15 protein-coding genes and 1 tRNA gene are annotated in these 17,973 nt (G+C 65.7%); 12 read left to right on the forward strand and 4 right to left on the reverse strand.

The window, feature by feature from the left end; genetic code table 11:
• The first annotated feature begins 90 nt into the window (after positions 1 to 90).
• The gene (gene mutS / locus NTZ26_08065; protein MCX6560457.1) at positions 91 to 2,694 is read left to right on the forward strand and encodes a DNA mismatch repair protein MutS; all 2,604 of its coding nucleotides are present in this window, start codon (positions 91 to 93) and stop codon (positions 2,692 to 2,694) included.
• On the opposite strand, the gene NTZ26_08070 is transcribed toward mutS, so the two are convergent.
• Entirely contained in the window at positions 2,688 to 3,020 is a 333-nt protein-coding gene (locus NTZ26_08070; GenBank protein ID MCX6560458.1) for a hypothetical protein, read from the reverse strand. The two genes, mutS and NTZ26_08070, sit on opposite strands and share 7 nt — an antisense overlap.
• 139 nt (positions 3,021 to 3,159) lie before the next feature.
• Here NTZ26_08070 and clpB point away from each other — a divergent pair, with 139 nt between their 5' ends.
• The 3 genes from clpB to NTZ26_08085 all read left to right on the forward strand — a co-directional run bounded on the left by clpB (position 3,160) and on the right by NTZ26_08085 (position 7,973).
• Positions 3,160 to 5,748: an ATP-dependent chaperone ClpB gene (clpB, locus tag NTZ26_08075; protein MCX6560459.1), complete on the forward strand. Its 2,589-nt coding sequence runs from the start codon at positions 3,160 to 3,162 to the stop codon at positions 5,746 to 5,748.
• 78 nt (positions 5,749 to 5,826) lie between these two features.
• Positions 5,827 to 7,110, forward strand: coding sequence for an outer membrane protein transport protein (locus NTZ26_08080; GenBank protein MCX6560460.1), 1,284 nt, complete (start codon positions 5,827 to 5,829; stop codon positions 7,108 to 7,110).
• A 32-nt stretch (positions 7,111 to 7,142) separates the two neighbouring features.
• On the forward strand, positions 7,143 to 7,973 hold the full coding sequence (locus tag NTZ26_08085) for a UTP--glucose-1-phosphate uridylyltransferase (GenBank protein MCX6560461.1): 831 nt from the start codon (positions 7,143 to 7,145) through the stop codon (positions 7,971 to 7,973).
• On the opposite strand, the gene NTZ26_08090 is transcribed toward NTZ26_08085, so the two are convergent.
• Positions 7,970 to 8,536 carry a hypothetical protein gene (locus NTZ26_08090; GenBank protein MCX6560462.1) on the reverse strand — a complete coding sequence of 189 codons (567 nt, stop codon included), beginning with the start codon at positions 8,534 to 8,536 and terminating at the stop codon, positions 7,970 to 7,972. The two genes, NTZ26_08085 and NTZ26_08090, sit on opposite strands and share 4 nt — an antisense overlap.
• Positions 8,537 to 8,646: 110 nt before the next feature.
• Positions 8,647 to 8,719 (reverse strand) — tRNA-Phe (locus tag NTZ26_08095).
• A 129-nt stretch (positions 8,720 to 8,848) separates the two neighbouring features.
• On the opposite strand from NTZ26_08095, the gene NTZ26_08100 reads away from it, so the two are divergent.
• The 8 genes from NTZ26_08100 (at position 8,849) to priA (ending at position 17,479) form a co-directional block, all read left to right on the forward strand.
• Positions 8,849 to 9,844, forward strand: a complete 996-nt coding sequence (locus NTZ26_08100; protein MCX6560463.1) for a glycosyltransferase family 4 protein — start codon at positions 8,849 to 8,851, stop codon at positions 9,842 to 9,844.
• Between the two features lie 106 nt (positions 9,845 to 9,950).
• The gene (locus tag NTZ26_08105; protein MCX6560464.1) at positions 9,951 to 10,172 is read left to right on the forward strand and encodes a DUF465 domain-containing protein; all 222 of its coding nucleotides are present in this window, start codon (positions 9,951 to 9,953) and stop codon (positions 10,170 to 10,172) included.
• 18 nt (positions 10,173 to 10,190) lie between these two features.
• A complete protein-coding gene (locus NTZ26_08110) occupies positions 10,191 to 11,219 on the forward strand; it encodes an Asd/ArgC dimerization domain-containing protein (protein ID MCX6560465.1) in 1,029 nt (342 codons plus the stop codon).
• A gap of 12 nt (positions 11,220 to 11,231) precedes the next feature.
• Entirely contained in the window at positions 11,232 to 13,067 is a 1,836-nt protein-coding gene (locus tag NTZ26_08115) for an ABC transporter ATP-binding protein (GenBank protein MCX6560466.1), read from the forward strand.
• Positions 13,064 to 13,942, forward strand: a complete 879-nt coding sequence (locus tag NTZ26_08120) for a DUF1732 domain-containing protein (GenBank protein ID MCX6560467.1) — start codon at positions 13,064 to 13,066, stop codon at positions 13,940 to 13,942. The genes NTZ26_08115 and NTZ26_08120 overlap by 4 nt, the downstream gene beginning before the upstream one ends.
• Before the next feature lie 12 nt (positions 13,943 to 13,954).
• A complete protein-coding gene (gmk, locus tag NTZ26_08125) occupies positions 13,955 to 14,551 on the forward strand; it encodes a guanylate kinase (GenBank protein MCX6560468.1) in 597 nt (198 codons plus the stop codon).
• Positions 14,552 to 14,567: 16 nt separating this feature from the next.
• A complete protein-coding gene (locus NTZ26_08130; GenBank protein MCX6560469.1) occupies positions 14,568 to 15,338 on the forward strand; it encodes a uracil-DNA glycosylase in 771 nt (256 codons plus the stop codon).
• A complete protein-coding gene (gene priA, locus NTZ26_08135; GenBank protein ID MCX6560470.1) occupies positions 15,335 to 17,479 on the forward strand; it encodes a primosomal protein N' in 2,145 nt (714 codons plus the stop codon). Before NTZ26_08130 ends, priA begins: the two co-directional genes overlap by 4 nt.
• 21 nt (positions 17,480 to 17,500) lie before the next feature.
• Here the strand turns inward: priA and NTZ26_08140 are convergent, their stop codons facing one another.
• The gene (locus NTZ26_08140) at positions 17,501 to 17,971 is read right to left on the reverse strand and encodes a hypothetical protein (GenBank protein ID MCX6560471.1); all 471 of its coding nucleotides are present in this window, start codon (positions 17,969 to 17,971) and stop codon (positions 17,501 to 17,503) included.
• Positions 17,972 to 17,973: the final 2 nt, after the last annotated feature.

Here is a 17,973-nt window from a genome sequence, read left to right on the forward strand (position 1 = left end):
TCCTTCCATTTTCCCAGTTTATCCAAGGCAGAGGAAAATTAAAACCCTTTTCGGTATAATCCCCCCGTGGAAAAAGCCGCCTTGACGCCGATGATGGAGCAGTATTTCCGGGTCAAGGCGCTTCACCCCGACGCGCTCCTGTTTTTCCGGCTGGGGGATTTCTACGAGATGTTCTATGAGGATGCCCGGACGGGCGCCCACGTCCTGGAAATCGCCCTGACCTCTCGCCAGAACGTGCCGATGTGCGGCGTGCCCTTCCACGCCGTCAACTCCTACTTGGCCAAGCTGTTGCGCCAGGGCTTCAAAGTGGCCGTCTGCGAGCAGGTCGAGGATCCCAGGACGGCCAAGGGAGTCGTCCGCCGCGAGGTCGTCAAGGTTCTGACTCCGGGGACGGCCGTGGAGATCGACCCCGAGCAAGGCAAGGACAGCGTCTTCGTGGCTGCCCTGCATGTCGGCCCGACGGGTTGGGGCCTGGCCTTGGCCGACCTGGCGGTGGGGGAAATCAGGGTTCTCGAAGGCAGTGAGTCCGACCTCAAGCCTCTCGTGGACGAGCTTTACAAGGCCGCGCCGCGGGAGATCGTCGTTGCGGAAGGCGAGGAGGATGCGGCCGCCCTGACGGCCGTCCTGGATCGAAGCGACCTACGCCGCGTCCTCAAGAGCCCGGTCGAGGCTTGGGCCTTTGAGATCGGCCATGCCCGCCACACCCTGACCAGCCATTTCGGGACGCCCACCCTGCACGGCTTCGACCTGGAAGACAAGCCGCGAGCCGCGACGGCGGCGGGAGCCCTCCTCTATTATCTTAAGAAAGTCCGCAAGGATTCGGTCTCGCTTATCGGCCGTTTGAGCTTGGTCCGGCCGTCCGACCGGCTGATCCTGGATGCGGCCACCATCCGCAATCTCGAGCTCGTCCGCAATGCCCGCGACGGCCGGAGCGAGGATTCGCTGCTCGACGTCATCGATCTGACCGTGACGGCCATGGGCGGCCGCCTGATCCGCGACTGGCTTCTGCGGCCCCTCACCGAGCGGGCCGGGATCGAAGCCCGGCTCGATGCCGTCGAGGCTTTTCTCGGAGCCCCCATCGCCCGCGGCGAGATGCGCGAAGCGCTCAAGGGCATCCTCGACCTGGAGCGGCTGACGGGCCGGATCAGCCTGGGGGCGGCCCATCCCCGCGATTGCGTGGCCCTGCGCAAGTCGCTTCTCCCCCTGCCGGGAGTCCGGGCGGCGATCGAACCGGTCGGAGGGGCGCTCCTGGACGGAATCCGCTCCTCCTGGGACGATGCCGGCGACATCGCCGGGCTCATCGGCCGGGCGATTTTGGACGAGCCCGCCTTCCTCCTGACCGAGGGCGGGATCATCCGGGACGGCTACGATGCGGAGCTCGACGAGCTGCGGGCGGTCAGCCGGTCCGGCAAGTCGTTCATCGTCGAGCTGGAGAAGCGCGAGCGGGAGCGGACCGGCATCGGCTCGCTTAAAGTCCGCTACAATCGGGTGGCCGGCTACTATATCGAAGTGACCAAGCCGAACCTGCCCCAGGTGCCGGCCGATTACATCCGCAAGCAAACGCTCGTTTCCTCGGAGCGGTTCCTGACCCCCGAGCTCAAGACCTACGAGGAGAAAGTCCTCCATGCCGAGGAGCGGATCGCCGAAATCGAAGCCCGCCTGTTCCAAGCGCTTCGCGAGACCGTGGCCGCCGAAACGAGACGGCTGCAGGCCGTCGCGGCCGCGGTGGCCCGGCTCGATGTCCTGGCCGGACTGGCCGAACTGGCTGCCCGCCGCGGCTATGCCCGTCCCGTCATCGACGAAGGGGACGCCCTGACCATCGCCGGCGGGCGGCACCCGGTGGTCGAGGCCGTCAGCCCCGAGCCGTTCATTCCCAATGACGCCCGGCTCGACTGCGAGGCCGACCAGATCCTGATCATCACCGGCCCCAACATGGGCGGCAAGTCGACCTTCCTGCGGCAGACCGCCTTGATCGCCCTCTTGGCCCAGATGGGCTCCTTCGTTCCCGCGGCATCGGCCTCCATCGGCCTGCTGGACCGCATCTTCACCCGGATCGGGGCCACCGATTTCCTGAGCGCCGGGCAGTCGACCTTCATGGTCGAGATGCTGGAGACGGCGGCCATTCTCCATAACGCGACACCGCGCAGCCTCATCCTCCTGGACGAGATCGGGCGCGGCACCAGCACCTTCGACGGCTTGAGCATCGCCTGGGCCGTGGCCGAGTATCTGCACGAGAACGAGCGGGTTCGGGCCAAGACGCTCTTCGCCACCCATTACCACGAGCTCACCGAGCTCGCCCTGACCCTGCCGCGGATCAAGAACCATCACGTGGCCGTCGAGGAAAGGGGCGGGGAGGTGGTCTTTCTCCGCCGCATCGTGCCCGGCCCTTCCGATCGCAGCTACGGCATTCACGTGGCCCAGCTGGCCGGATTGCCGCGCGAGGTCATCAGCCGAGCCCGGGAGATCTTGTTCAACCTGGAGAAGGCCGAGCTCGACGACGCCGGAACGCCGCGCCTGGCCTACGCCAAGGAGCGCAAGCCCGACCGGCGGCAGATGTGGCTGTTCGGGCAGGATCGCCAGAGCTCCGCCCTGGAAGAGATTCGGGAGTCTCTGGAAAACTGCGAGGTCGGCGCCCTCACCCCCCTGGAAGCGCTTAATCTATTGAACCGGCTGGTCGAGCGGTTGCGTCAGTAGTCTTCCTCTTCGCCCTCGGCCTCGAAAGCATCGTCCTCGTCGTCGTCTTCGTCGTCCTCGTCGAGATCGCGCTCCTCATCATAAGCGGCTTCGCCGTCCTCTTCCTTGCGCTGTTCGATGGCCGATTCGAATTCGTCCTTGTCCTCGAAACGGCGCAGGCAATTGGTCGTGGCATCGGTGTAGACGAGCTCCAGGTAGTCGTCCTCGATCTGGCAGAATACGGATGTGCTATGGCCGGTCTGGAGATTGCCGACGGTTTCGGCCACCTCCGCCTTCTTCTTCAGCGCATCCAGCGTCAGCCAGCTTGAGATTTCGATCTCTTCCATGATCGGCTCCCTCGAGTTCGTCCAAGACCATAAATAACCATTTCAACGGAAATGTCAAGCCGGCCCGGACCGGCGGCGGCTTGACTTTTCCGGCCCTAGAACCTATCTAAATAGTCAAGACAGGTTAAGGAGAAATGGCATGCGTTGGGAGCGCACCACGGTCAAATCGCAAGAGGCTTTCCAGGCCGCCGAGCGGAAGGCGGCCGAATCCGGCCACGCCGAGATTCGGGATCTCCATCTGCTGTACGCCCTACTCGGCCAGGACGGGGGGACCGTGGCCGCCGTTCTCGACAAGCTGGGCGCCGACCGCGGCCGGATGGGCGCCGAGCTGGACGGCGTCTTCCAGCGGATGCCCCGCGTCCAGGGCGGCACGGCCGCCCCGGCCGCGATGTCCGCCGGATTGGCCGCGCTGGCGGCGGGGGCGGAGAAGGAGGCCGAGGCGCTCAAGGATGAGTATGTCTCGACCGAGCATCTGCTGCTGGCGATGCTGAAACAGGAAGGCTCCGAAGCCGGCCGTCTGCTGGGCCGCTTCGGCGCGACCCCCGAAGGCGTCCTGCAGGCCTTGACCGTGATCCGCGGCAGCCAGCGGATCACCGATCCCGAACCTGAGGCCAAGTATCAGGCTCTGGACAAGTACACCCGGGATTTCACCGCGCTGGCCCGCCAAGGCAAGCTTGACCCGGTCATCGGCCGCGAAGAGGAGATTCGGCGGGTCATCCAAGTCCTGTCGCGGCGGACCAAGAACAACCCCGTGCTGATCGGCGAGGCGGGCGTCGGCAAGACGGCGGTGGCCGAGGGGCTGGCCCAGCGGATCGCCGACGGCGACGTCCCCCAGCCGCTCAAGGACAAGCGGCTTGTCGCTCTGGACGTGGGGGCGCTCCTGGCCGGGACCAAGTACCGCGGCGAGTTCGAGGACCGGCTCAAAGCCATCCTCAAGGAGATCAAGGACGCCGACGGCGGCATCATTCTATTTATCGATGAGCTCCACACCATCGTCGGGGCGGGCGCCGCGGAAGGGGCCATGGATGCCTCGAACATGCTCAAGCCCGCCCTGGCCCGGGGCGAGCTGCGCTGCGTCGGGGCCACGACCCTCAACGAATACCAGAAGCACATCGAGAAGGACGCCGCCCTGGAGCGCCGCTTCCAGCCCGTTTTGGTCGGCGAGCCGTCGGTCGAGGACACCATCTCCATCCTCCGCGGGCTGAAGGAGAAATACGAGCTGCATCACGGCGTCCGCATCCGCGACGCGGCGCTGATCGCCGCCGCAACCCTGTCCAACCGCTACATCACCAACCGCTTCCTGCCGGACAAAGCCATCGACCTGATGGACGAGGCCGCCTCCCACATCCGCATCGCCGTGGAAAGCCTGCCCGAGGACATCGACGAGCTGGACCGGCGCGTCCGCCAAATCGAGGTCGAGCGCCAGGCGCTCAAAAAGGAGTCGGATGCGGGGTCCAAGGAGAGGCTGGCCGGGCTGGCCAAGGAGCTGGCCGGCCTGAAGGAGAGGGGCGATGGGCTGAAGGCGCAGTGGCGGCGGGAGAAGGATCTCATCGACGCGGCCAAGGCCCTCAAGGGTCGGCAGGATGCGCTCAAGGCCGAGGAGCAGTCGGCCGAGCGGCGCGGCGACCTGGAGAAGGTGGCCGAGATCCGGTACGGCAAGCTTATCGAAGCCGGGCGCGAGATGGAGCGAATCACGGCCGAGCTGGCTACCGTCCAGAAGACCCGCAAAATGCTCAAAGAAGAGGTCGACGAGGAGGACGTTGCCGAGGTCGTTTCCAAGTGGACCGGCATCCCGGTGTCCAAGATGCTGGAAGGGGACGTCGAGCGGCTGATCAAGATGGAGCCGAGCCTGGCCCGGCGGGTCGTCGGCCAGGAGGAAGCCCTGCGGGCGGTCTCGGACACCATTCGGAGAGCCAGGGCCGGCCTGCAGGATGCGGCCCGCCCGTTGGGCTCGTTCATCTTCCTGGGGCCGACCGGCGTCGGCAAGACCGAGCTGGCCCGGGCCTTGGCCGAGTTCCTGTTCGATTCCGAGAAGGCCTTGATCCGGCTCGATATGTCCGAATACATGGAAAAGCACGCCGTAGCCCGCCTCATCGGCGCCCCTCCGGGCTATGTCGGCTACGAGGAGGGCGGCCAGCTGACCGAGGCCGTCAAGCGACGGCCCTATGCCATCATTCTTCTGGACGAGATCGAGAAGGCCCACCCCGACGTCTTCAACATCCTGCTCCAGATCCTCGACGACGGCCGGTTGACGGACGGCAAAGGGCGGACCGTGGATTTCCGCAACGCCCTCATCATCATGACCTCCAATCTGGGGAGTCAGGCGGTCAAGGATTTGAACCGCGACTACGAGGCCATGCAGCGCGAGGTCAAGCGCATTCTGGAGGGCCACTTCCGGCCGGAATTCCTGAACCGGGTGGACGAGATCATCATCTTCCGTCCGCTGGGCCAAGAGGCCATCCTCCGGATCGTCGACCTGCAGGCCGAACTGCTGCGGCGGCGCCTGGCCGACCGCAAACTGGGCCTCGAGCTGACCGCCAAGGCCAAGGAGCTTCTAGCCGACCGGGGCTACGATCCGGTCTACGGGGCCCGGCCGCTCAAGCGCACGATCCAGCAGGACATCCAGAACCCGCTGGCCATGAGGATCCTGGCCGGCGAGTTCCGTCCGGGCGAGACGATCGTCGTCGATGTGGACGGCCGAGGCGGCTTCGTCTTCAAGCGGGCTTGATGGGCTTCGCGGCCGGCGCGGCCGCTCCGGATTGACAAACTCGGGAGCGTCCGCTAGAGTCATTCTGGAGGTTTTTCCATGAAGATCCGCAAGATTCTAACGACCGCAGCCGCCCTCCTGGCGGTCTGTGTTCTCGCTTCCGGCAACGGCCTGAACCTGAACGGCCTCGGCAGCCGGGCCATCTCCATGGGCGGCGCCTACGTCGGCCTGGCCAACGATTTCAGCTCCCTCTTTTGGAACCCTGCGGGATTGGCCCATATCCGGAACAAGACCTTCGGCTTCTACGGCGCCGACATCCTGCCGTCGGGATCGTACAATTATTCGGTCTCCTATCCGGCCCCGGTCGGGACGCTGACCCTGGTCGACGCCAAGACCCTGACCAAGAACTACCTGGGCGGCATGGCCGTCTATGTCCAGCCCGTCACTTCGAACCTGGTTGTGGCCATGGGCGTCTACACGCCTTCGGGGTCCGGCGCCGCTTGGGACGGCGCGGACATGGGCGCCCTATCGGGCGGCGCCACGAACCTCGACTGGTCGAGCAAAGTCGGGCTGGTGACCTTCGCGCCGTCGATCGCCTACCGGCTCAACGACATGTTCACCTTCGGCGCCTCCCTGAACATCAACTACGGCATGTTCGATCTCTCCACGTACGGCGGCTCGATCCCCGGGCTCATCGATCTCGGGCAGTATACCGAATCGGAGACCGGCTGGGGCCTGGGGGCGACGTTCGGCATGCAGTTCCAGCCCCATCCGATGGTCCGCCTGGGCCTGGTCTACCGGACCTCCAGCACCGTCAAGTTCTCCGGCACGGCGGAAATGTCCCAGCTCCAGATCCTAGGCGCGTCGCCGGAATCGGACATGACCCGGGATCTGACCTGGCCGGCTTGGCTGGCCGGCGGTATCGCCATCATGCCGACCGATCGTCTGACCGTGACGGCCGACATCCAATATACCAACTGGAAGAAGATCGAGACCCTCGACACCGCCTATTTGAACCCGTTCTGGTCGCTGTTGATGACCACGGCGGGCCAGACCTCCATCCCCATGGCCTGGCGGGACGCCGTGCAGATCCGGTTCGGGGCCGAGTACAAGCTCAGCCCCTCGCTGGCGATCCGCGGCGGGTACTACAACGACCCCGCCCCGGCTCCCGATGAGACGATGACCATCCTCCTGCCCAACTACGACTTCAACGTCCTGACCTTCGGGCTCGGCTACGAGACCAAGGGCCTGAGCCTGGATTTCGGGGTGGAGGTCCTCATGGGCAAGGAGCGGTCGATCGGGGCCGAGCTCGTCGACGCCATGCCCGGCGTCTATAATATGAAAATCCTCCTCCCGACGATCTCGGTGCATTATAAGTTCTGAGCCGCGTCTCCGCTCCGGCGGAAAGCCCAACCATGCCCAAGGTTCGAAAAGTCCTCATCCCGGCCGCCGGCTTCGGCACCCGCTCCCTGCCCGCGTCCAAGGCCGTGCCGAAAGAGATGCTGCCGCTCGTCGACAAGCCCCTCATTCAAGTGGCGGTTGAGGAAGCGGTCGCGGCGGGGTTCAGCGAGATCGGGATCATCATCGCGCCCTGGAAGACGGCCATCCGCGACCATTTCGGACCCAGTCCCGCCCTCGAAGCCTTTCTGGCGAAGAAAGGCCGGGCGGACTTGCTCGACGGGCTCCGTCGGATCCAGTCCCTGGCCGAAATCACCTTCCTCGAACAACGCGAACAGCTCGGCCTCGGCCACGCCGTTTCGATGGGCGAGGCCTTTGCCGCGGGCGAGCCCGTCGCGGTGATGAATCCTGATACTGTCTACGACTGCGATGTGCCCTGCCTGGGCCAGTTGAAGGCGGTGTTTGAAGAGACCGGCGCCGCGACGGTCGTCCTCGGCCGAATCGGGCCCGAGGAGACGCGAACAAAGGGTGTTGCCCGTGTGGAGCCGATCCGGGGCAACGTCTATCGCGTCCTGGACCTGGTCGAGAAGCCCGGGCCCGAAAACGCCCCCTCGGACATGGGTGTCCTGGGACGCTATGTCTTCACTCCCGGCGTGTTCGAAGCCATCCGGGCGACGCGGCCCGGATACGGCGGCGAAATCCAGATCACCGACGCGATCCGGATTCTCCTGGGTCGGGAGCCGGTTCGGGGCGTCCTTTTCGAGGGCCGGCGGTTCGACGCCGGCGAGCCGGGGGGGTATATCGAGGCCTTCGCGGCGTTCGCCGCCAAGCGGCGGGAACCGTTCTAGTTCGCCTTGGGCGCGGCCATCAGAGCCGCGATCATCGCCTGGATCTCCGCGCCCTTGGCCTCGAATTCCCGCGCCAAGTTCTCGTCGCGCGTGGTCCTTTTCCCTTCCAAGCACAGGATCAGGCCCCGTTCGAGGAAGGTGATCTTGCCGGGCCGCTTGGGAATCTCGGCCGCCTTGGCCATCGCCTCCGCGACCTGTTCCATGATCCGATCGTGCAGGACGCGGTCTTTCTCGTCATGATAGAAGGCTTTCAGGTCGGAGGGGGTGGAGGGAGGGATATCGGGCAAGTCGTAATGCTCGGCCAGGGCGGAGAGCTTCTCGGCGTGGTCGCGGATGACTTCGAAGCGGGCCGAAATCGCGGCCGGATTGCGGGACGTCTGGATGATCCGTTTGCTCTCCTCGATCATTTTGGCGTGGCGGCGAGCGGTTTCTTCAGCCACTCGCTGGCGTTCGCGCTCGGCCGCTCGGGCCCGCCGAGCGCGGCGGAGCGATCGGACCAGCAAGGCCAGAATGAATCCGGCTAAAAGGACGGAGAAAACTCCTATCAGGACGAAATTGTTCATAAAAAATACACTCACGGGTCTGGGCCCATATTATCGAATTCGCAGGAAAAATCAAGAATCAACGACTGGGCGATATCGGCGGAGGGTAGGGGGAGGCGGGAAAGAGGGAATGGCGAGGGAGGGAATTGAACCCCCGACGCAGGGATTTTCAGTCCCTCGCTCTACCAGCTGAGCTACCTCGCCATCGGAAAGCGCCTCCGGACCCCGGAAGCGCGTCATAGTATATTTTTCCGGCCCCCGATTGTCAACAATTTCGCCGGAGCGCGGTTTCCGCGGCCCGCGAGAGCCGCCCGGTTATGGTAAAATGCCTTCGTGCCGCCGCTTCGGATCGCCGCCCTCCTGCCTCACGTGGACGTCTACGGAGGCGTCCGCCGGTACCTCGAGCTGGGCAACGCCCTGGCCGCCCGCGGCCATCGCTTCGTGCTGTACCATCCGGCGGGCGGCCCGCCTGCCTGGCTGGACTTCCGAGCCGAGACGCGCCCCTTTGCGGCCCTGGGCGAAGAGCCGTTCGACATCGGCATGTGCGGCGAGTATTCCATCCTCCCGGTCTTCGACAAGCTTCCGGCCGCCCGCCGCTTCTTCTACTTCGTCCTGGAAGGCCACAAGGCCGAGCGGGCCGTGGCCCGCCGCCGCGACCTGCTTTTCCTGGGCAATTCCGAGGGGATTTGCCGGCGGCTGGAAAAAAGATACGGGATAGTGGTCGAGCGTGCCCCGGGCGGAGTCAATCCCGCGATCTTCCACCCCGTCGAAGCAACTAGAGAGGGCGCGGAGTTCCGGGTGCTCTGCTACGGCCGGATCACCAGGAAGCGCAAGGGCGTGCCCCAAGTCATCCGGGCGGTCGAAGGATTGGCCCGTCGCGGCAGGCGGGTTCGCATGATTTTCTTCGATACCCAGGTCGGGCAGGACCGGCGCGATCCTCGGCCCCTGATCCGGACGGACGTGCCGTTCGATTTCCACCTCAACCTGCCCCAAGAGCGGATGGCCTGGCTTTACGCCCAAGCCGACGTCTTTGTCAGCGCCGAGCGCCGGGCCGGATGGTCGAACACCTGCGCCGAGGCCATGGCCTGCCGCGTGCCGGTCGTGTGCACGCCCAGCGGAACACGCGATTTCGCCGAAGATGGCCGCACCGCTCTCGTCGTGCCTCGGCCTTCGCCGCGCCTTTTACGCCGCGGGATCGAGCGCCTGATGCGCGACCCGGATCTCCGGGCCGGATTGGCCGGCAGAGGATACGACCGCATCCTGTCTTTCCGCTGGGAGACATTGGCCGAGCGATTGGAAGGAATTTTCCGGATCGCGATAGATCGTTAAGTGTCACGCCCTCTTTCCCGGGGCCTGATTAGGGGGAAAACGGTCTGCCCGGGCCAAAATTGAAAACGCCCCCCCCTTGTGATATTCTTTCAATCCGAGACGCGGCATGGACGAACAGCGGATAAAGGAACAGCTTTTAGTCTCGAATCCCGAATTCCGCCGGCTCCATGACGAGCACCGGCGGCACGAATCGCGGCTGGTTGAGATGGCCGCCAAGCCGTTCCTCAACCCGGACGAGCTGGTTCACGAAAAGGAGCTGAAGAAGCTCAAGCTCGTCCTGAAGGACAAAATGGCCCTTATGATCTCCGCATACGGGAAGTCCCTTTAAGGCGTGCGCAGTTCTGCCATGGCACCACAACCCAAGATCAAGCTGGCCCTCGTCGGCGGCGACAGCCTTCGCGGGCGGGAATTCAAGGAAGCCCTGGCGCGCTCGTCGTGGCAGGGCGTCGATATCGAGTTCTTTGATCCGGAGGTCCAGGAGGAGTTCGGCAAGCTGACCGATTTCCGGGACGAGCCCCGGGTCGTGCGGTCTCTCAAAGGCGAAGACCTGGAGGGCAAGGACCTGGTCTTTAGCGCGGCCGAGAAGAGCCAAGGCCCGGCCCTTCGCCTCTTAGCCTCCAAATTCAAATTCCGGCTGTACGACCTGAGCGAAGCCTTCAACGACGATCCGTCCGTCCCCCTGGTCGTCTCCGGCGTCAACGACCGGACCTTGGACCGCCGCAAGACGAAGATCCTGGCCAACCCCAATCCGGCCACGGTCATCCTGTCCCACCTTTTTCATCTCCTCGAGCCCGCCTATGGGCTGGCCAAGGCGGTGACTCTCGTTCTGCAGCCGGTCTCGGCCTTCGACGACCCGGGAATCCAAGAGCTGGCCAGCCAGAGCGCCGCCCTGTTGAGCGGCGCCGATCCCGAGAAGAAAGTCTTCAAGGAGCAGATCGCCTTCAACCTCCTGTCCCACACCGAAAAGCCGGATCCGGACGGTTCATGCACCGTCGAGCTGCAGATCGCAGCTGAGGTCAAACGCGTTCTGGACCGGCCCGACCTGCCGCTGTCCTTGGCCACGATCCAGGCGCCGGTATTCCATACCTACACCCTGGTCAGCTACATCGAGCTTGTCCGGGACGCCGACTTGGCCGGCCTGGAAGCTCTCTTCGCCGGCAACCCGATCTTCACCATGACGCCTTTCCGGGAAGGCTGCGCCGCCTCGCCCTTGAGTGTGGCCGGCAAGGACGAGATCTTCGTCGGCCGGCTGAAGCGCGAAACGGCCGTGCCACGGGCTTTCTGGGTTTGGCTGGTGGCCGACAACCTAACCCGCGGCTCGGCCTTGAACGCGGTGGAGACGGCGCGCCGCTTCGTGGGGGCGAAAGCCCGCTAGGGCGAAGCCGCCATGTTCCGACTCCTGAAGCTGACTCTCCGCGAGCGCAAATACGTCGCCCTGGCCTTCCTGGCCACCCTCTTCGTGGCGCTCTTCAGCTCCACGTTCCTCGCTCTCACTCAGCCCATCATCGACAATATGTTCATGCCCAAGGCCCAGCAGGTTGAACAACAGCAGCGGATGACGCAAGAGCACCCGGGGGCCGCGGTCGCCCGGACCCGGCTATTGGATGTCGTGTGGCGGACGCTGGGCGTTGCGCAGGACGATATCAAGCGGGTATTACCCTGGGTCGTTCTCTTCGTCCTCTTCGGCAAGAGCCTGTTCACCTTCCTGTCCTCGTTCTTCATGAAAGCGGTCGGCAACCGGATCGTCAAGACCCTGCGCGATCGGCTCTACGAACACATCCTCTATCAATCCACCTCTTTCTTCGATACTGCGACCACAGGCGACCTGATGTCCCGGCTGACCAACGACGTCGACCGCATCCAACAGGCGGTCGGAACGGCCATGAGCGATCTGGTCGAAGAGACCTTCGTCATGATCGGCATCCTGTTCTTGATGCTGACCATCGACTGGGAGCTGGCCCTGATGTCTCTCGTTCTGACTCCTTTGGCCGTCCTGCCCATGGCCGCCTTCAGCAAGCAGCTCAAGAAGCAGGGCCGCCGCAGCCAGGTCAAGATGGCCGAGATCTACGGCCACATCTACGAGACCATCGCCGGCCACCGCATCGTCAAGGCCTTCACCATGGAGCCGTTCGAGCTGCGCAAGTTCCTGAAGGCCTCCTGGCGCTACTTCCGGATCAACCTCAAGCTGGCCTGGATCTCCTCGCTGTCCTCGCCGTTCATGGAGTTCGTCGGCGGCCTGGTCGGCGCTTTCATCCTGGTCATCGGCTCGCGCCGGATCACCAGCGGCCACATCTCCGCCGGCGATTTCGGCGCCTTCACCTTGGCCATCTTCTCGCTATTCACCCCGATCAAGCGGCTGACTCGGGCCCAGAACACCGTCGTCCAGGCGACCGCCTGCCTGGACCGGGTGGAGGAAATCCTGCGGATGCCGAGGCAGGTGCAGGACCGGCCCGGCGCCTACCCCCTGCCGCCCATCCAGGGCCGGGTCCGCTACGAGGCCGTCCGCTTCTCCTACCAGTCCGACCGGCCCGTCCTGCACGACATCAGCTTCGAGGTCGAGCCGCGCCAGACCGTGGCGCTGGTCGGGTTCAGCGGCGCCGGCAAGACGACCATCATCAACCTGCTGGCCCGCTTTTACGAGCCGACCGCAGGCCGGGTGATGATCGACGGCATCGACATCCGCGACGTCACCCTGGCCTCGCTGCGGTCCCAGATCGGCCTGGTGACCCAGGACATCGTCCTCTTCAACGACACGGTCCGGGCCAACATCGCCTACGGGCTGGACGACGTGGCGCCCGAGCGGATCGTCGCCGCGGCCGAAGCGGCCGAGTGCCACCGCTTCATCGTCGACCTGCCGAAAGGCTACGACACCCCGATCGGCGAACGGGGCGGCCTGCTCTCGGTCGGCCAGCGGCAACGGCTGGCGATCGCCCGGGCTCTGCTCAAGAACCCGCCCATCCTGATCCTGGACGAGGCCACCAGCTCGCTTGATTCCGAGTCCGAGCGGCTGATCCAGAAGGCCCTGGCCCGGATCATGAAGGACCGCACCACCTTCGTCATCGCCCACCGCCTGTCCACCATCCGCAACGCCGACATCATCCTGGTCATCGAGAAGGGCCGCATCGTCGAGGCCGGCCCGCACGACAAGCTCCTCCGCAAGCGGGGAGTCTACCGGATGCTGTACGACCTGCAGTTCTCGCAGGACGAGGAGATCGCCCCATGATCATGAGCATGACCGGGTTCGCCGAGCGCAGCTTCGACGCCCCGACGATGCGGCTGAAGATCGCCATCAAGAGTCTCAACCACCGCTTCTTCGACTGGAGCTACAAGGGGGCCGCCGTGGGCGACGTGGAGAACCGGCTCCGGGTGCTCTGCCAGGCCCGCCTCCACCGCGGCCGCATCGAGGTTGTCCTCGACCTCCACCATCCCGACCCCTCGAGCTGGGACGTGACCGTCAACGAGGGCCTGATGGAGAAGATCCTGGGCGCCGTCCAACGGGCTTCCGCCAAGCTGGGGCGCGAGCTCCAAGTCACGGCCGAGAGCCTGCTGCGGATCCCCCAGATCATGGAGCTTCGCCGCAAGGAGTTCAGCCCGGCCGAGATCGAGTTCCTGGAGCGAAGCTTCCTGCGCACCCTGGAGGACGTCTTCAAGGCCCGCCGGGCCGAGGGTCGCAAGACCGCGGCCCAGCTCCAGGTCCATGTTCTCAACGTCCGTAAGGCCGTGCAGAGGCTGGAGAAGAGGGTCCGCAGCCACCCGCGGCTGGTCCGTCAGAAGCTCCGGCAGAAGGTCCGGGAGGGAAACAACCAGGTTTCCGGCTCCGAGACGCGGCTGGCCGAGGAAGTCGCTTATCTGGCCCAGCGTTACGACGTCAGCGAGGAGATCCACCGCCTCAAATGCCATCTTGAGCACGCCCTGCAGCTCATCCGCTCGACCAAAGGCGACCCGGCCGGCAAGATGCTGGACTTCCTGGCCCAGGAGCTCACCCGCGAGGCCAACACCCTGAACTCCAAGTCGCAGGACATCGACATGACCAAGGAAGGCCTGCTCATCAAAGGCGAGGTGGAGAGCATCCGCCAGCAGGTCCAGAACCTGGAATAGGGGAGGAACGCCATGGTCTTCGTCGTCACCGGGCCCTCGGGCAGCGGCAAATCCACGATCCTCCGCCACGTCCTCAAGGACATGCGCCAAGTCGCCTTCTCGGTCTCGCATACAACCCGGCCGCCCCGACCCTCCGAGCAGGACGGTCGGGAGTACCATTTCGTCTCCGAAGCCGAATTCCGGCGGCTGATCAATCGGGAGGCCTTCGCCGAGTGGGCCGTCGTCCACGGCCACCATTACGGGACCTCCAAAGCCGAGATCCGCCGCCTGGGCCGGACCTCGGACGTCATCCTGGACATCGACGTTCAGGGCGCCCGCCAGATTCGGGAGCGAGTCCCCGGGGCCGTCTTCATCTTCGTCATGCCGCCCTCGCTGGCGACCCTTCGCAAGCGGCTGCGGGAACGGGATGAAGACGATGCGGCGACCATCGGGACGCGGCTTCGCAACGCCAAGTCCGAGATCCGCGAGGCCGGCCGGTTCGATTACATCGTCGTCAACGACCGGCTGGACCGGGCCGTGCTCGAGCTCGAGGCCATCGTCCTCAGCGCCCGCTGCCGGGCCGAAATCCGGCGGCGTCTGGTCCGAACCGTCCTGGCCGGACGGACCTGAAGGCGGGTCGAAATCCATGCCGCGAAAAAGCGCTAAGATCCTGGACGGCCTCGAGGTCAACCTCCGATTCCTGAAGGAGATCGGAGTCGAGGAGTTCGACGTGCCTGCAAAAAAGAAGACGGTTTACGCACCGTATGCCCCGCAAGGCGGGGCCGACGGTGCCGCAAAGCCGGGCGCCGCCAAGTCCACCGCCGAGTTCGCCGTAAAATCCGCTCCGGCCGATCCTTCGGTTCTGGAGGAGCTCCGCCGGACGATTCTGGCCTGCCGGCTGTGCGGCCTGGCTCAAGGCCGGACCCAAGCCGTCCCGGGCGAAGGCGATCCTCGGGCCGAGCTGATGTTCGTGGGCGAGGGCCCCGGCCGGGACGAGGACGCCCAAGGCCGGCCGTTCGTGGGCCGGGCCGGCCAGCTTCTGACCAGGATCATCGCCGCCATGGGCTTTGACCGGAGCCGGGTCTTCATCGCCAACATCGTCAAGTGCCGGCCGCCCGACAACCGCGTGCCCCATCGGGACGAAGTGGAAAGCTGCACGCCTCATCTTCTCCGCCAGATCGAGCTCATTCGGCCCCGGATCATCGTCAGCCTGGGCAAGACGGCGACGGATTTCTTCCTGCCCGACACAACCGGCGGCATGACTTCCATCCGCGGCCGGTTCTACGATTGGCGGGGAATCCGGATCATGCCCACCTTCCATCCTTCGTACCTCATCCGCAACGAGGGCAACAAAGAGATCAAGAAGATGGTCTGGGACGACATGAAGCTGGTCATGGCGCTCCTGGCCGAAAAATGAGCCTGTTCGCCGACGTCGTCTTCGCTCTGCCCCTGGCCCGGGCGTTCACTTATGCCATCTCCGAGGGGCTCCGCGGCCGCGTCCGTCCAGGATCGCGGGTCCTCGTCCCGTTCGGGCCGCGCACGGCCACGGGCTTTGTCGTCCGGACGCACGACCAGACGCCTCCGGCCGAGGCCAAGGCGATCTTCGAGCTGGTCGACGCTGACCCGATCATCCCGCCCGATCTCCTCAGCCTCACGGACCGATTGAGCCGGCGCTATTTGTCCTCGCAGGGCGAGATGCTGCGGACCGCGGTGCCTCCGTCGCTGTCGCGGCGGGCCACGGTCCGTCTCCAGCTGACGGAGTCCGGCCGGGCCGCCGCCGCGGCCGGCGCCCTGTCGCCCGCCGAAGCCGGCCTCGCGTCCCTGTTGGCGGTCAAGGGCTACAGCCTGGCTTACCTGAAAAAGCGTCTGAAAACGGCCGATGCGGCCTCCGTCGCCGCCCGCCTGGTGAAGAAAGACTGGGCTTCGGAGAAGGCCGTTGCCAAAGCCGTCAAGCCCTCGCCCCCTCCGCCCGAGCCGGTCGCCTCGCTCCAGCTGGGGCTCGATTTTCGGATCGACGAGGCCGCCGCCGGCGCCATCCGAAGCTTGACGGCCGACCTGGCCGTTCCCGGATTCGCCCCTTTCCTGCTCGTCGCGCCCGCCGCCCGCCGGATGGCCGCTCTTCTGGCCGTCTGCGGCGAGGTCCTGGCTCGCGGCCGGTCCGTGCTGGCTCTTTTCCCGGAGATCGGGATGAGCCGGGCGGCCTCGGCGGCTTTCGCCTCGCGGCTGGGGGAGCGGGTCGTGATGCTGCACGGGGGGATGAGCGATCGGGCCCGGGAGGATGCCCGGCGGCGGATCGTCGTGGAGAGCGCTGTCGTCGTGGCCGGCCCCCGCTCGTCCATCTTTATCCCGCTTCCGAACCTAGGGCTCATCGTCGTCGACGAGGAATCCGACGAGTCGTATTACCAGACCGAAAGTCCGGCCTACGACGCCCGGTCCGGAGCCTGGATGCGGGCCGAAGCCGCGGGCGCGCGCCTCGTCCTGGCCGCTGAAGCGCCCCGGGTCGAAGCCTATGAGCGGGCCCGGCGCGGCGGCTGGCTGGTCGAGATCGCGGGGCCGCCGCCCCGCCCGGCCGAAATCCTGGACGATCGCGGGACGCGCGGCATTCTGGCCCGCGGCGTCGCCGATCGGATCGCGGCCGCGGACGCCGCCGGCCGGCCCGTTCTGGTGATCGGCCGGCGCAAAGGCTATGCCTCGTTTCTCTTCTGCCCCCGCTGCGGCCATGTCCCGGCCTGCGGCCGCTGCGGTACGGCCCTAAGCCTCGGCGGCCAGCCGCGGCGGCTGACTTGCCGAGCCTGCGGATGGCAGATTCCCTATTCTGCGGCTTGCGAAAGCTGCGGCGCCCGGGTCGTCGAGCCGCGGGGGCCCGGTGTGGAGGCTGTGGAAGAGGAGCTTCGGCGCCTTTTCCCCGGCCTCTCGGTGGCCGGTTTGGATCCCGACCGGGTCCGCACCCGGGCCGCCCGGGAAGCGATCCTGGCCCGCTTCGGGGCCGGCCGGATCGGGATTTTGGTTGGTTCGCCGCTTTTGGCCCATCAGGCCGAGCTTCGGCCTGCGTCGCTCATTGTTCTGCTCAACCCCGAAGGAACGCTGGGGCTGACCGATTTCCGGGCCTCGGCCCGGCTCTATGCCGAAATCCGGCGGCCGCTCAGGCTCTTGGATGAGGCCGATCCCGAGGCGGCGGCCGTTATCCAGACTTCCTGGCCCGATCATTTCGCCTTGAGGGCGGCTGCGGCGGGGGACTATCGGGCGTTTTTCGAGGAAGAAATCTTCCGGCGGCGATCGATGGGGGACCCGCCTTTTTCGGCTTTGGCCGAGATCATCCTCTCGGCGGCCGACGGTCGGACCCTGGGCCGGGCGGCCCGGGATGCGGCGGCTTCCCTGCGGGCGTCCGATCGCCGGCTGGATGTGCTGGGCCCCTCCGAGATTTTCCTGCCCGCGGCCAATAAAGCTAAAGCCATTCAAATCGTCGTACGGGCGGAGGATCCGGATATCCTGGATGCGGCGGTGGGCGAAGCCCTTCGGGATGTCCGGGCAAAAAAGCTTATTGTCCGCGCCGATTAACCGGCTTTGCGGTGCCGGGCTTCACCGTCCCGTCGCTTCTTCCCCTTTGAGGACCCGGATCTCGATGGTCTTATGGACGTAATCGGGGCTCGATGTTTCCGGCTGGGCTTTGATCTGGACGGTGGTGTCGGCGCCAAGCTCGGCGGCGACGGGGCCGAGATACGTCACGGTCGCCGTCCCGGTCGAATCGGTCAGGGCCATCGTTCGGCGGGTGTAGTCGGAGAACTCGCCCGGGCCGAGCAGCACCGTGAAGTACACAGCTTGGTTGGCCAGGGGGGATCCGTTCCGCTTGACGATGCCCTTGACCAGGGCCGCGGGCCGTTCGCCGGTGGCCATGATGACGTTGGGATGGGCTTCCAGCGTGAAGGTCAGGGATAGGGTGGAAGGGCCGGTCGGCGAATCGATGTCCAGCCCGGTCCGAGTGCAGGCGGCGGCCAAAGCCAGGAGGGCGGCGAGGGCCAGAAGGAGGAAGGGCCGGCGTTGGAGTCTCATGC

The sequence above is a fragment of the Candidatus Aminicenantes bacterium genome (assembly GCA_026393855.1).
In the GTDB taxonomy this organism is placed as follows: Bacteria; Acidobacteriota; Aminicenantia; order Aminicenantales; family UBA4085; genus UBA4085.